This is a genomic window from Stenotrophomonas sp. PS02289, assembly GCF_029960115.1.
Lineage (GTDB): Bacteria > Pseudomonadota > Gammaproteobacteria > Xanthomonadales > Xanthomonadaceae > Stenotrophomonas.
Genome location: NZ_JASCOZ010000024.1, coordinates 1 through 14282, shown reverse-complemented (window position 1 = coordinate 14282; position 14282 = coordinate 1). Strand labels below are relative to the sequence as shown.

Annotated in this window: 9 protein-coding genes; 5 read left to right on the top strand and 4 right to left on the bottom strand. The window is 66.3% G+C overall.

The window, feature by feature from the left end:
• Window positions 1-258 precede the first annotated feature (258 nt).
• Both QMX83_RS05670 and QMX83_RS05665 read right to left on the bottom strand, forming a co-directional pair.
• The gene (locus tag QMX83_RS05670) at window positions 259-1008 is read right to left on the bottom strand and encodes a response regulator transcription factor (RefSeq protein WP_282295678.1); all 750 of its coding nucleotides are present in this window, start codon (window positions 1006-1008) and stop codon (window positions 259-261) included.
• Between the two features lie 102 nt (window positions 1009-1110).
• Complete coding sequence (locus tag QMX83_RS05665) at window positions 1111-3258, bottom strand: S46 family peptidase (protein ID WP_282295677.1); 2148 nt, start codon at window positions 3256-3258, stop codon at window positions 1111-1113.
• Window positions 3259-3381: 123 nt separating this feature from the next.
• Between QMX83_RS05665 and QMX83_RS05660 the strand changes: the two genes are divergently transcribed.
• The 5 genes from QMX83_RS05660 to QMX83_RS05640 all read left to right on the top strand — a co-directional run bounded on the left by QMX83_RS05660 (window position 3382) and on the right by QMX83_RS05640 (window position 10434).
• The gene (locus QMX83_RS05660; RefSeq protein WP_282295676.1) at window positions 3382-5058 is read left to right on the top strand and encodes a molecular chaperone HscC; all 1677 of its coding nucleotides are present in this window, start codon (window positions 3382-3384) and stop codon (window positions 5056-5058) included.
• A complete protein-coding gene (locus QMX83_RS05655; RefSeq protein ID WP_282295675.1) occupies window positions 5058-6458 on the top strand; it encodes a hypothetical protein in 1401 nt (466 codons plus the stop codon). Before QMX83_RS05660 ends, QMX83_RS05655 begins: the two co-directional genes overlap by 1 nt.
• Entirely contained in the window at window positions 6455-7864 is a 1410-nt protein-coding gene (locus tag QMX83_RS05650) for a heat-shock protein (RefSeq protein ID WP_282295674.1), read from the top strand. The genes QMX83_RS05655 and QMX83_RS05650 overlap by 4 nt, the downstream gene beginning before the upstream one ends.
• The gene (locus QMX83_RS05645; RefSeq protein ID WP_282295673.1) at window positions 7861-9288 is read left to right on the top strand and encodes a hypothetical protein; all 1428 of its coding nucleotides are present in this window, start codon (window positions 7861-7863) and stop codon (window positions 9286-9288) included. The genes QMX83_RS05650 and QMX83_RS05645 overlap by 4 nt, the downstream gene beginning before the upstream one ends.
• Before the next feature lie 159 nt (window positions 9289-9447).
• On the top strand, window positions 9448-10434 hold the full coding sequence (locus tag QMX83_RS05640; RefSeq protein WP_282295672.1) for a hypothetical protein: 987 nt from the start codon (window positions 9448-9450) through the stop codon (window positions 10432-10434).
• A 40-nt stretch (window positions 10435-10474) separates the two neighbouring features.
• Here the strand turns inward: QMX83_RS05640 and QMX83_RS05635 are convergent, their stop codons facing one another.
• Together QMX83_RS05635 and QMX83_RS05630 are read right to left on the bottom strand one after the other, a co-directional pair.
• Window positions 10475-10768, bottom strand: a complete 294-nt coding sequence (locus QMX83_RS05635; protein ID WP_282295671.1) for a hypothetical protein — start codon at window positions 10766-10768, stop codon at window positions 10475-10477.
• 784 nt (window positions 10769-11552) lie between these two features.
• On the bottom strand, window positions 11553-14282 hold a 2730-nt coding region (locus tag QMX83_RS05630; RefSeq protein WP_282295670.1), incomplete at its 5' end, for a translocation/assembly module TamB domain-containing protein.

Genomic DNA, 14282 nt, shown 5'->3' with positions numbered 1-14282 from the left:
ATGGTCGCAGCCGGCCCGGACAGTCCCTGTCGGTTGGATCCCGGGCGTACAGGCGACCGGCGTCGCCGGCAGGACCGGGCGGCGCGCATTGTGTTGTGAATAAATCGTGAAGTCAGTGCCGCGCGACTCACCCTCGCTCACACTTGCTCACGGCAGACGGATGCACGTCGTACATCTGGTGGAAAGCCCCCTTTTTGTTAAAGGGGGCGCGCCAACGGCGCGGGGATAAGGTGGAATGCGCGAACGGAAACTGGCACCTCAGGTGCCGGTTTCCGTCCATAAATAGCCCGCCCCGCGCAGCGCGCGCACCGGCAGGGTCAGCCCGGTGGCGTTCTGCACCCGGCTGCGCAGTCGGTGCACCAGCACGTCCAGGCGATGCGGATCGAAGTCCCAGGGCGTGTCAGTGATGGCAGCAATCAGTGTTTCGCGCTCGACCGGCGCACTGGATGGCGTCATCAGCGCGCGCAGGAAACCGCGCTCTGCGCCGGTCAGGGCCAGGTTCTTGCCGTTGGGGGCCTGCAGGTTCCAGCCGTCGCTCTGCAGCTGCCAACCGGGAACGGCCGGGGCCGTGCCTGCCGCCGATGCCGGCCGATCACGGTGCAGGCGGCGGCGCAGGCTGACCAATGCAGCGGCGAGCAGGTCGCCGGCCACCGGTTTGACCAGATACACGTCCGCGCCGAGCGCCAAGCCATGGGTCATGTCGTGGGTGCTGCCACGGCCGGTGAGCATGACGATGCCGATGTCGGCCATGCCGCGCAGGTGGCGGGCCACCGCGTAGCCGTCCTCGCCCGGCAGGCCGATATCGAGCACCACGATGTCGCAGCGCTCCACGGCCAGATGCCGGTACAGCGCCTCGGCACTGTCCAGCCCGCGCGCCGTTGCACCACGCCAGCGCAGGTCATCCACGCTCAGGGCCAACAGCTCCGGGTCGTCCTCGACTACCCAGACGTGCAGGCCTTCCAATGTCGTCTGCGGGGCCGCGGGATCACCGCGACCGTCTTCCTTCACTGCCACCCGGTACCTGTCACATCTACTCGATTCCAGGGCCAGTCTGCCCCGGAATGAAGTCAAATGCGACCCAAGGGTGCCCCGACCATGGTCGGGGGGCCGTCATTCGGCCGGAACGCCCATCTCTTTCAACAGCTCGGGGGCCGGGTAGACCTTGGCCAGCAGCCAGCGCAGGTAGCGCATGTCCACGTGCACGGCGCGCTTGAAGCGGGGGTCGAACCACCAGCTGGCGCTGACCGACTCCCAGTTGCTGTCGAAGTTCAGCCCGATCAGCTCGCCCCGCGCATTCAGCACCGGCGAACCCGAGTTTCCGCCCGTGGTGTCCAGGTTGGTCAGGAAGTTGACCGTCTGGGTTTTCAGCACCGGGTCGGCCGTGCTGCCGAAGTCACCCTTGGCAATGGCTGCCAGCAGCGGCTTGGGGGCGTCGAACGGATAGGCGTTGGTGTTCTTCTCGACAATGCCGGCCACGGTGGTGACCGGATCGAAATGCACCGCATCGCGCGGCGACAGCGCCTCCACCTTGCCGTAGCTGATGCGCAGGGTACGGTTGGCGTCCGGGTAGACCGCACGGCCCTGCTTGGCGCGCCAGGCGAACAGCGCCTGCATATAGGCCGGGCGCAGGCGCAGCTGCTCGCCTTCACGCTGCTTGCGCTGGTCTTCCAGGCGCAGCTGCGCGGCCACCAGCGGGCCGGCCAGGTCGATCAGCGGGTCGCGGGCCAGGGCCTTGCCTTCCTTCGCGGCGGCGAAGCGGCTCAAGCGCTGCGCTTCCTCACCCAGCGTGGTGCTGGCGTACAGCGTATCCAGCGCCTTGGCCAGCGCCGCCGGGGTGCGGCCAAAGCCGGCGTCGAACTCGGGCACGCGCTGCGCGTCGGGCAGCTGCTGGTAACGGGTCAGCAGCGTGGTCAGCAGGGCCTTTTCCACGGCTGGCGCATAGCGGCGCTGGACCTGCTTGAGGGTGCCCTCGATCAGGGCCTGGTCGCGCTGCTGATACCCGGTCTCGCGCTCCGCGTCCGGCTTGGCCGACTCGATCCGCAGGCGCTCCAGCATCAGCGCCGAGCGCAGCAGCTGGCTCTGGCTGGCGGCCAGGTCCAGCAGCAGGTCGCGCTCGCCGACCGACGCACCCTGCGACAGCGACGCGAACAGCGCCTGGATGTCGGCCTGGTACTGGGCATCGGTGGCCTTCAGCATGGCCGCTTCGTCGCTGGCGCGCTGGGCCTTGGCGTCGCTGCGCAGCAGGCCTTCCAGCTCGCCGGCGGCGCGCTTGCGGTTGTTCTTCAGCGACTGCAGCTGCGAGGCATAGCGGGTGCGCGCCTGTGCGTCCTTGGCCGTGGCCGCTTCAATGGTGTCGATCATCTGCTGGAACACGTCGACCCGGCGCGGCAGCACCGCGTCGATCTGGCCAGCGAATTCGGCGGCGGTGCGGTGCCGGTAGGTGATGCCCGGGTAGCCGGCCAGCATCGCGTAATCGCCGGTCTTGGGGCCATCCAGCGCCATTTTGAGGTGCGCGGGCGGCTGGTACGGAACGTTGTCCGGGCTGTAGGCCGCCGGCTTGCCGTCCTTGCCCACGTAGGCGCGCAGCAGGGTGAAGTCGCCGGTGTGGCGCGGCCACATGAAGTTGTCGATCTCATCGCCGTAGTTGCCGATCGCGCGCGGCGGTGCATACACCAGGCGCACATCGCTCAGTTCCAGCTGGCGGATGCGGTAGAAGTCGGTGCCGTAGTACATGTCGGCAATGCTGCAGCGCACGTTGCCGGCGCTTTCGCACTCGGCCACCAGGCGCTTGCTGGCCTTGTCCACCGCATCGAAATAGGCGCGGCCGGTCTTGCCACGGGCCTCGCCCAGCACCTCGTCGGTGACCTTGTCGAAGCCGGTGGTGACCAGCACGCGGAAGTCCGGGTTGGCCGGGCGCTCGTCGCTGCGGCCGCTGGCGATGAAGCCGTTGTCGATCAGGTTGTGCTCGGGCGAGCTGTTGTACTGGATCACGCCCATCGCCACGTGGTGGTTGGTCAGCAGCAGGCCATCGGCCGACACGAACGAACCGGTGCCACCGCCAGCACGGACCACCGCGCTCAGCGGCGGCGCGGTCACGTTGGCCAGGTCGGCCGGATTGCCCTTGAAGCCCGCCGCCTTCAGCGGCTTGGCCAGTTCGGGCAGCTGGGTCGGCATCCACATGCCTTCATCGGCGTGGGCGCTGGCGGCCAGGGTCAGCCCCAGGGCCAGGGCGGTGGAGAGGGCAGTGCGTGCGGACATCGGCATTTCCGGCAGTACGAAACAGCCCGGGACCATAGCCGCTGGGGCATGTGGGGGCAACGGCCAATGGTCAGGGGCGACATCCGCTGGCTAGAATCACCCCCTGAGCAAGGGGGATTGCAGATGATCGTAGGGATAGATCTCGGGACCACGCATTCGTTGATCGGCGTGCACCGGGCCCAGGGAGGGGAGCTGTTCCCCAATGCACACGGCGACCTGCTGACCCCGTCGGTGGTCAGCCTGGACGGTGACACCGTGCTGGTCGGCAAGCCGGCACAGGACCGGCTGGTGACGCACCCACACCTGAGCGTGGCGGCCTTCAAGCGCTTGATGGGCACCTCCCACGAGACCAAGCTGGGCGACCGCCGCTTCCGTCCGGAGGAACTTTCCGCGCTGGTGCTGCGCTCACTGCTGGCCGATGCCGAGGCGGCACTGGGCGAGCGGGTCACGGAAGCCGTGATCAGCGTGCCCGCGTATTTCACCGATGCGCAGCGCAAGGCCACCCGCGCCGCCGGCGAGCTGGCCGGAATCAAGGTCGAGCGCCTGATCAATGAACCCACCGCGGCCGCCCTCGCCTACGGCCTGCGCGACCGCGCCGGCGAAGGCCGGGTGCTGGTGCTGGACCTCGGGGGCGGCACGTTCGACGTGTCGATCCTGGAGCTGTTCGACGGCGTGGTCGAGGTCAATGCCACCGCCGGCGACAACTACCTCGGCGGTGAGGATTTCCTGGAACTGCTGATCAAGACCTTTTGCCAGCGCAACCGCATTGAGCTGAGCCGGCTCAAGCCGGTGGATCTGGCCGTGCTGCGTCAGCGCATGGAGCAGTTCAAGCGTGCGCTCACTGACGAGCGCAGCATCGATCTGGAGCTGAAGCTGGAAGGCAACGCCTTCACCTGGTCACTGGACGAAGCCGGCTTCGCCCAGCTGGCCGAGCCGCTCCTGCAGCGCATGCGCGCGCCGATCGAACGCGCCATGCGCGACGCCAAGCTGAAGCCGTCCGACCTGGACGACATCGTGCTGGTCGGTGGCGCGGTGCGCATGCCGATGGTGGCGCGTCTGGTCACCCGCATGTTCGGTCGCCTGCCGCTGCGTCATATCCACCCTGACCAGGCGATTGCGCTGGGCGCGACGGTGGCCGCCGGGCTGAAGAGCCGCGACGAGTCCCTGGAAGAAGTGGTACTGACCGATGTGTGCCCGTACACGCTGGGCACCCAGGTGGCGCATCGCGTCGGCAACCAGATCCAGGCCGGGTATTTCCATCCCATCATTCCGCGCAACAGTGTGGTGCCGGTCAGCCGCGAGGACAGCTTTTACCCGATGCACGATGGCCAGAAGCAGGTCCGCATCGATGTGTTCCAGGGTGAAAGTCCGATGGTGGAAAAGAACATCAAGCTGGGCGAGATCAACGTGCCGCTGACCGCCGGCCAAGGGGAGAGCGGCGTCCTGGTCCGCTTCACCTATGACATCAACGGGCTGCTGCAGGTCGAAGTCACCGAAACCGGCTCGGGCAAGCGCCACGAGCTGCTGATCGAGCAGAACCCGGGCCTGATGGACGACGCGGAGATCCGCGAGCGTCTGGAACGCCTGCAGTCACTGAAGATCCATCCGCGCGAACAGCAGCAGAACCTGGCCCTGATCACCCGCGCCGAGCGCGTGTACGAAGAGCACGTGGCGATGCGCAGCAGTGTGCAGGAGTGGATCGCGCACTTCCGCAATACGCTGGAATCGCAGGATCTGGCCCGGATCGAGCAGGACCGGAAGCGCTTTGCCACGGCATTGGACGAACTGGAAACGCTCTGATGAGCAACCTGCGGGAGCTGCGTCAACTGGCCGCGAGCGGAGACGAACGGGCGGTCAAGCGTGCCTATGCACGCGCGTTGAAGGTGACCCGCCCTGAGGATGATCCGGTCGGTTTCCAGCAGCTGCACGACGCCTATCAGCAGGCGTTGGCGCTGTGCCGGTCGATCCAGGAGCGCGGCGGCAACGTAGCGCTGGAGGATCCGCCGCTGCGACGGGAGGCCCCGGTGTCCGCGCAGACCGCAGCAGCGGTGTCGCCCCCCGCTACGTTCGCACCCAGCCAACGCGTACCGCTGTCCTTGCCGGCGCAGCCCGATCCCCGCGCGGTGGCCGCCGTGCTGCTCAGTGAAGGCAGCCATACGGCCCATCTGGACTACCGAAACTGGCTGCGCGACCACAGCCGCGAGTGGTCACTGGACACGCGCGATGCCATCGGTGCGCTCGTGCTGCATGCCCTGCGCCACGACCAGGTGGCGATGAACGGAGACAACCTGACCGCGTTACAGCGCCTGTTTGGCTGGGATGATGTCAGCGGTGGCGTGGATCCGCGTCAGTGGCAGTGGATGGTCCAGCGCGCGGGACAAGCCTGGTTGCAGCTGCCGGCGCAGAACACCGCACTATCGGCGCTGATGGCCAGCTACGACGTGTCGCGCCCCACTCCGCGCCAGGTACGATCGGCACTGGATGCCCTGCGCACTCCGCGTCCACGCTGGCGCAACCTGGTGGATGCGCTGCGTCCTGTGCGCGCGCGCCGGGTGGTCGCGTTGATGAAGGTACTGGGCTGCCATCCTGACATCCCCCTGCCCGACGGCATCGACCCAGGACAGGCGAACTTCTGGGGCGGGCAGTCGGTACCCACGCACCGCCTGGCGTTGCAGGTGGCGCTGCTGCGCTCGTCTGTGATCAGTGCCGTGATCCTGGGCATCATCGTGTTCTCACTGTGGGCGGAAGGGCTGACCCAGATGCCGAGTGCGGAGACGCTTCTGTTCACCACCGGTGCGGTGCTGCTGCCGCCCGCACTGGTGCTGCTGGGCTTTGCCAAGCGCTCGCTTTACTACTGGCAGATGGACCCCGAGGAGGTGCGCGTTCGGCATCCCTGGTTGCGTGCGCTGGGCGTCCCGGTCATGGTGCTGATCCTATGCGGGCTGTTGCCACTGGTGGAGTTTGGCGGCCCGCTGGCACTGGGTGCCGTGTGGATGCTGTCCTGGCAGATTCTGCGCATTGCACAGCTGCGTAGCTGCGCCCGCAAGGGCGTTGCCTCACCGACCGGCAGCGGTGCCTTGTTCGTCATGGTGGCTGCCTCGATGCTGGTCCTGCCGGCACTGGTTGCCGCGCTGGTGTACTGGGGCATGGACCTGTACCGTCACCGCGGCAGAATACATTGGGTGCATCGGAACGCATGAGTTGGGGACTGGAGTGGTTGGGGCTGGAGCCCGACGCAGACGAACGCACGATCAAGCGCGCCTATGCGAAGCGTCTTCGCGTCACGCGACCCGACGAGGATGCCGCCGGCTTCCAGGAGCTGCATGAGGCCTACCAGGCCGCGTTGGCATGGGTGCAGGCGCGTGCGGAGCATGCGTCGTCGAGCGACGACGCCATCGAAGCCGTGGAGACGGTCACCGCCGAAGCAGTGGTCCCGCACGATCCGGTGCGGCCAGCCATTCGCCAGACCGAGGTGATCGATCCTGCAGTGGACGCCTCCGCGTTCGCACAGCGCGTGGTCGCGGCGGCCTCGGACGCAGCACCGGCCGAACTCGAACACTGGCTGCAGCAGCAGCCTGAGTTGTGGTCGCTGCGCGACAAGCCGCAGATCGGTGCCGAGGTGCTGCACCAGCTACTGCACACAGACGCGGCGATCCACGCCCGCAACTTCAACCAGCTCAGCGCGTTCTTTTCCTGGAACGTGCTGGATGGCGGAGTGGACCCCGACGTCGCCAGCGCATGCCGCTGGCGTCTGCATCGGCGCTGGCTGCTGCAGGCGAAGGACCCGACTGACCTGACCACTCTGCTCAGCCACGAAGGGCCCGCCGTGACACCGACTGAGGCCCGAGCGCGCGTCGAACGCCTTACCCAGCCACGATCACGACTGCGATGCCTGTTTGACGCACTACCGCCCGGGCGCGTGGATGCGATGCGACGCACCCTGGAGATGCTGGACGTGCGGGACGCCGCCCAGACCCCGTCGCCGATGCAACCTGCCCAGGTTGGGTTCTGGCTGGCCGTCGCGCATCGCAACCAGATCAATGCGCCCAAGCTTCAGCTGGCACTCCTGCGCAGCCTGCTGTGCGCGCTCGGCTGGCTGGCCCTGCTCGGGGCGATAGGCCTGGTGGATGATCCGACGCGACGGCGGAGCGGCGGAGTCGCCAGCATCAACGAGGTTGCCCTGTTCGGCAGCGCGGCGATCCTGCTGTTTGGATCCCTGCTGCTGCCCGTCATCGCCTTCATCCAGTGGCAGGTGGGCGCGGAGCATCCAAGGCCACGCAGCTGGATCGCCAGGCTGTTGTTCATTCCGGTACTTGCGATTGGTGCGCTGTTGATCATTCACATGGCGGATGCGCGCATGCTCGGAAGTGTGCTGGCGTGGGGCACCATGGCACTGGCTGGCATTCGACTATGGGTACGCGGCCAGTTCGCGGTGAGCTTCAGCCCATGGATGATCTTCGTCGCCATTCCTGTGGTGAAGCTGGGCGCGGCCGCACTGATGGTGGGCGAGGTCGCGGTGGCGATTGCCCTGTTGCTCTGGGTGGTTGACGCAGTAAACCAGGTTCCGCTGGCGAATGCGCCGGGGCATGCGAGGAAGCGCGGGTGAGTTGGGGACTGGAGTGGTTGGGGCTGGAGCCCGACGCAGACGAACGCACGATCAAACGCGCCTATGCGCAGCGTCTTCGGCAGACACGCCCTGATGAAGATCCGGCGGGCTTCCAACAGCTGCATGACGCGTATCAGGACGCACTGGCGGCGTGCCGTGCAGGAGCACCCGAAGCGGCATCAACGGCGTTCCCGCTCGGAGCACCTGCAGGCGTCGCATCACGTATGCATGCAGCTGATACCCCGCCCTCTTCAGTGCAGCAGCCCGCCTCCGACGCGGCAGATCAGGTTCACACTGCGGATGGAGGTCCTTTGCCCCCGCAGCCGGAACCGTTCGTGGCCTTGAGCAGGGTGTTGCAGGAAGGCGACCAGCCGCAGGACGCGCATTTTCCCCGTTGGCTGCAACAGCAGAGCAAGGACTGGTCACTGGTCACGCGTGATTCGATATCCAGGGCGCTGCTCGACGCGCTTCGTCGTGACGAAGTCGCCATGCGCGACTCCAATCTGTACGAACTGTATGCACTGTTCGGATGGAACGAGGTGGCCGAAGGCGTTGACGTACATGAGCTGAACTGGTTGGCTCAGCGTGCCAATGCCATCTGGCTGCAACGGCCATCCCAGCAGTTCACTCTGTCGTTGCTTCTCACCAGCAATCCCCAGGGTCGCCCAGGGGTGGCCGAGATTGCCGACATGCTGGACCAGCTGCAGCGGCCGCGATCGCATCTGCGCAATCTGCTGGCCTCCTTCCGCTCCACGCGTACCTACTACATTCTCCGCATCATGGAGGTGCTGGGCTGCCAGCCCGGCCTACCGCCGCCCAAAGGCATTGATCCTGTCCAGATGCACTTCTGGATGGCGGTCGAAAGCGATGTCACGCATCGATTCCGCCTGCAGTCGCGATTGCTGCGGTCACTGTCGTTCAGTACTGCACTCGGCATCGGCTGGACCATCCTGCTGTGGCTGGCGTGGAGCGGCGAGACCCCCACCCGATCTGATCTGCAAACGGTGACCGTTGGGTATCTGGCAGCCCTTCTGGGACCACCGGTGATCACGCTGGTGAACTTCACCCAGCTCTGTCTGTACCGGTATCAAGGTGCCGACGAGAGTGTGCCAACACGGCATCCATGGTTACGGATACTGTTTATTCCGCTGGTGCTTGCCCTCTGCGCCTTGGCGTGGCCCTGGCTGACCGGGCATGGGGCGGCTTTCATGCTGGTTGGCTGGCCGTTGTCCTGGAAGCTGTTGCGACTAGCACAGGTCCGCTTCTGGCACCGTCGCGACAAGCCTCTTGATATCAATGGTTTCAGGCTGTTCTGGATGTTGGCCGCCTGTGCATTGGTGGCACCGGCCCTGGCCTGGGCCCTGCTCTACTGGACGTTGGATCTGCTGTATCAAGGCCGGCGATTGCGCTGGTCCAATGGTTAGCGCTTGCCGCCCACGGGGATGCAGGTAATTCAGGGCCGTCGTTCGTCGATCGACACCACCTGAGGTGCTCAGCGGCGCGCATCGCGTACGGGGTGATCGCGACGTTCGCCCTTGGGGCGATGTCGCTCGCGTCGTTAGACTCCGCTCCGACGGATCATCGTGCAATTGCGCACGCCGCGATGGAACGCTACTGACGTGACGGACATGACTCAACACGCTCGCTTTCACCTTGTCTATGACGGCCCCGCCCTGGTGCAGCACCAGATGGAGGTGCGTGCCCTCGCTCCTGCCCTGCTCGCCATGGGTGAACTGGTCGAGCGCGCCAATGAACTGATCAATGGCAGCCAAGCCAAGGTCACGCTGAATGTCCACGCGTCGTTCAAGTCGGGCTCGTTCGGTATCGATCTGGAACTGGCGCAGTCGCTGTGGCAGAAGGCAATGGATTTCGCCAATGGCGGTTCAGTCTCGGGCGTTCTGAATCTCGTTGGCCTGCTGGGTATCGGTACATCCGCGGGCGTCGGCATGGTGCAGGTCATTCGCTGGCTCCGCGGTCGCGGTGTAGATCGCATCGAATCCCTTGGCGAGGGCAAATCACGCCTGCACGTCGAGGGGGAGCACCTGGACATTGAAGAGCCCGTCCTTGTGCTGCTGCAGGATTACCGGGTGCGTAGAGCACTTGAGGCCGTCATCACCGATCCACTGCGCAACGAAGGCATCGACTGCGTCGCCGTGGTGGATCACCAGGTCCAGCGTGTGCTGCTGTCCATCGAGCGCGCTGAGGCGGTGTACTTCAAAGCACCCAGCCCGGAAGACGAAACGCTGCAGAGCGACGAGTACGTCGATACCTTGCAGGTACTGACCCTCGCGTTCCAGGATGGCAACAAGTGGCGCTTCACCGAAGGCGGCGGCGTTACCTACTATGCCGTTGTGCAGGATGAGGACTTCCTCAGCCGGGTTCATCTCAACCAGGTGAAGTTCGCCAAGGACGACATCATCAAGGCGCGCATCCGTCGCACCCAGCGCATCACCAAAGACGGGTTGAAAGCCGATTACGAGGTGTTGGAGATTCTGGAGCATCGCAGCGCCGCACCCAAGGTGCAGCTGCGGATGAACTTTGCGGGCAATACCCGCGCTCCCCAGTCGTGAATCCCCGCATGCGTCCACGCAGGGATTCACTGGCGTAAGTTCATCGGGCAGCCGTCGTCATGCTGCTTGTGGGCGCTTGTCCCTCACGTCGGTACGTCACCGCAATCTTGGGTTCGTGCGTTGAGAGCATGACGAAGCCGGGGCCGGCTTCCACCTTCAAGCGTGTGCCTGGTTCAATGCCTGCGCGCGCCATCCACATGCCGCGCAGCTTTACGCAGGGGATCAGCGGATCGCCGGGCTGGGGTTCGATGCCTTCGTGACGCAGCGTGTGGACCTGGACGCTGCGCGGGGTGTGCCAGTGGTAGGTGATGCGGGTTTTGTCTTTCTTCTGCATGGAGAGCCTCGATTGGAGATTCTTCCCCGCCGGGATGGCGGGGAAGCCGGGAGGCTGAAAGCCGTGCATATCCAAACGGCGTGACGTATTTCCGCGAAGGTGTTGTATTGCGCCACCCTCCCGGCACGGTCTTTGTTACTTCGATATGCGAGAGCTTTCAGACTCTTGGGCTAACCATGCAACAGACGCCACCATAGCGGATGTAGGAATTTTTGCGTGATGTTGGCGGTGCGCGTGATTCCGTTTCGCGGCATGACGTGATCGGATCGCGGAACGCGATTGGGCGTTGTGACACAGGGCCATTCGGGATTTTGATGGGTGTCGCAGCCGTCGTTGGATGGGTGGCCGCATGTCGAGGAGCAGAATTTTTGCGGTGGCGCGATTGGCATGGTTTCGCGCGGGAAGCGCGTTTCGATCCGGGGTCATGCGTTACCGGATGTGGGGTGTTTCAGGGCCGTCGTCTGTCGACCGACGCTACCAAGCCAGAGCCAAAGCCAGAAGCAGGTCCAGCGCCAGCGACGCCGTTGGGTTTTGATTTCCGTTGGCCACCGACCATTTGTCGTGGCGGATTGGGGTGGGCTGGAGGGGGCGTGAGCCGCATGGATGCGGCGACCGAGCCTCCATGGATGGATTCACGGCGTCCCCCGGAACGCCCATCCCGAGCCGCCAACACAGAGAACCGATGACCACCGGCTGTTCGCCAGGAACCAACAGCAGCCGGGCAGAGCCCGGCTCTACGGATCATTGCAATCGCATAGCCATCGATGCGGTGCCAGGCGCGAGGTTATTTCTCGCGCCGCCAGTTGAGGGAGCCTCGGTTTTCTACCGTGCTCGATTCGAGTTCGAGGTCGAAGCCGCGGCGCAGCAGGTACTTCAGTGTCAGTACCGAACCGCTGCCCACCATCGACACGCCGTAGCCGATGTACAACTTCGGCGAGATGTACTTGCCGAAGCCGATCACCGATCCGCCCAGCGCGCGCGACTGGCTTACGCCCGCGTCGTCCAGGCCCAGCTTCGCGCCCAGCTGCGACGCCAGCAGGCCACTGCCCGCCGACAACGCAGCCGAGGCCGCCGTCACCTGCTGCGTCTGGTCGCTGCTCGCGTTGGTCAGGCTGCGGCCCAGTACCAGGTAGGCCAGCGCTTCCGACTGCGACATCGCCGGCTCCGACCACACGTCCACGCGCGGCGACTGCGCCCGTCCCGTGACGTCGATGCCCGCCGTCACATCGCCAATCCGACGCTCCGCGCGGATGTTGATGCGCGGGTCGCTCACCGCGTTGTAGTTCCAGTTGAGGTTGCCACGCGTGATCGTCAGATCCTGGCCGTACGCCTTGTAACGCCCGCGCACTTCCAGCGCACCGTTGGCCGTCATCTCACGACCCGGTCGCGCCCATACCTGCATCTTGCCGCCCAGACCGCCCTTCAAGCCGAAGCCGGCCATGTTCACCTTGTCGCCCAGGCTCACCGTCAGGTCCATGTCCAGCGGCGAGGTCGGGGTTTCTTCCGGGTCTGCCGGGTCCAGGATCACCACGTCCTCGGAGACCGACGTGCCACGGTCCAGGCGCTCCAGGTCGATGTCCGCCTCCGGCACGTGCACCTGACCGCGCAGCTGCATCGCTTCCTTGGCCAGCGTGAAGTCCAGGTCCGGGTTGGCCACGATCCGCAGTTCCGGCGTGTTCGACAGCAGTACGTTCTCGCCGTGGATGTGCAGCTGCAGCGGCTGCGCGTCGCCGAACCACGACAACCCGCCGTCCACATACAACGTGCCCTTGCCCGAGTTCGCCTGCGCCTGGATCTTCGCCGACCCGTCCGGCTGCGCGACGAAGCTGCCCGAGCCCTGGTCGAAGGTCAGACCCAGCGCCGGGAACTCGCCCTTGAAGTTGCTCAGCTTCGCATCGCCGCCCAGCGACGGCTGCCCGCGCGTGCCGCGCAGGCTCACGTGGCCTTCAATCAGGCCCGTCGGCCGCACGATGTCCGGCGAGAACAGCTCCAGCCAGTACAACCGCGACATGTTGAGGTACAGCTCGCCATTGAGCGGCGCGCTCGGCTCCCAACCGGTCTGGAACTTCGCGTCAACGAAGCCGTTGCCCTGGAAACCCACGCCCAGCTTGCCCACGATCTGCGCCGGCGTCATCTCCACGCTCGCCGAGAACTGGTCATAGCGCACCAGTTCGCCACGCGCGTTGTCGCCCAGGCGGATGCCGCCTTCCAGCGAGGCAATCCGAACGCTGCCTTCCCACGCATTGCCACGCGGCCGGATCCGCCCATCCATGGTCACTTCGCCGCGCAGATGGATGCGTCGGCCCGACTGTGGCGGCAGCCACGGCTGCACCAGCGCCAGCGGCAAGGCATCACCGCGCACCACCAGCCCGTCGCGCGGCCAGTTCGCACTGGCGCACAGCGCGCCGCCGGTCGCCGCACCCAGGCAGGTGTCGCTCAGAGTGAAGGTGCTGCCCTGCACTGCGAACGTCGCCGGGCCGCGCAGGTTCCAGGCGTCGCCCTTGACCGGCGCGATGTTCAACTGCGAAACATCGCCGCGCCACGCACTGCCCTGCTGACGTACCCCACCCTGCAGCGCCACCGCGCCCAGTTCGTTGCGCGCCTGCGCGTCCAGCCGCAGGTTGGACACGCTGCCGCTCGCATTCACGCTCAGCGTATCGAGCAGCATCCCCACCTGCACCGCCGTGCCCTGCAGCGCCAGCGTACCGCTGTCGCCCTGCCACGGCAGTCGGCCCTTGAGGCTGACCGACTCGGCACTGTAATCGCCGTAACGCAGGCCGTTGCCGACCAGATCGGCGGTGATGTCCGGCGCGGTGCGCGGTCCGCGCACCTGCACCGAGCCGCGCAACGTGCCGCTGTTGCCGGGCAGCAGGTCATCCAGCTGCACCGGGTCCAGCTGTGCCTGCACGTCCAGGCGGTCGCCGACGCTGCCCTTGGCGGTCAGGCGGCTGTTGCCGACGGCCAGGCGCACGTCACCCTCGCCCTGCGCGCCGCGAATGGCAAAGCGGCCCTGTGCGTCCACCGAACGACTGCGCAGGGTGCCCTTGATCCCGGGCACGTCCACAGTCGCTTCATAGGTCGCTGCGGTGCCGGGCGCGCTGCCCGGCGGCGGCGGCACCTGCCGGCCCTTGGAGGCCAGCGAACCGGACAGGCGTCCGTCCCAGCCCGGCACGAAATAGCCCGGGTCGAACCCGGCCAGCTTTGCGGCCACGTCCCAGTCCAGCTGCGGAGCCCAGGCCACCTGGCCGGTAGCGTCCAGCGTGCCGCCCGGGGTCTTGGCCTGCAGCTGCTTGATCTGTGCCGCCTGGTCGCTGCCGCGGATGTCGAACTGCAGGTCGGCGCTCTGCTGCTCGCGCTCGACCGAGGCCTCACCCACCGCGGCCCACTGCTTCAGCGTGCCGGCCAGACCCATGCGCGCTTCCTTCAGGGTCACCGGTACCGGCGCGGCCGCGCCCGGGGTGGGCGGGGGGGGCGGCGGCACGGGAGTCAGGTCGGGGGGCGCGAATTGGAAACG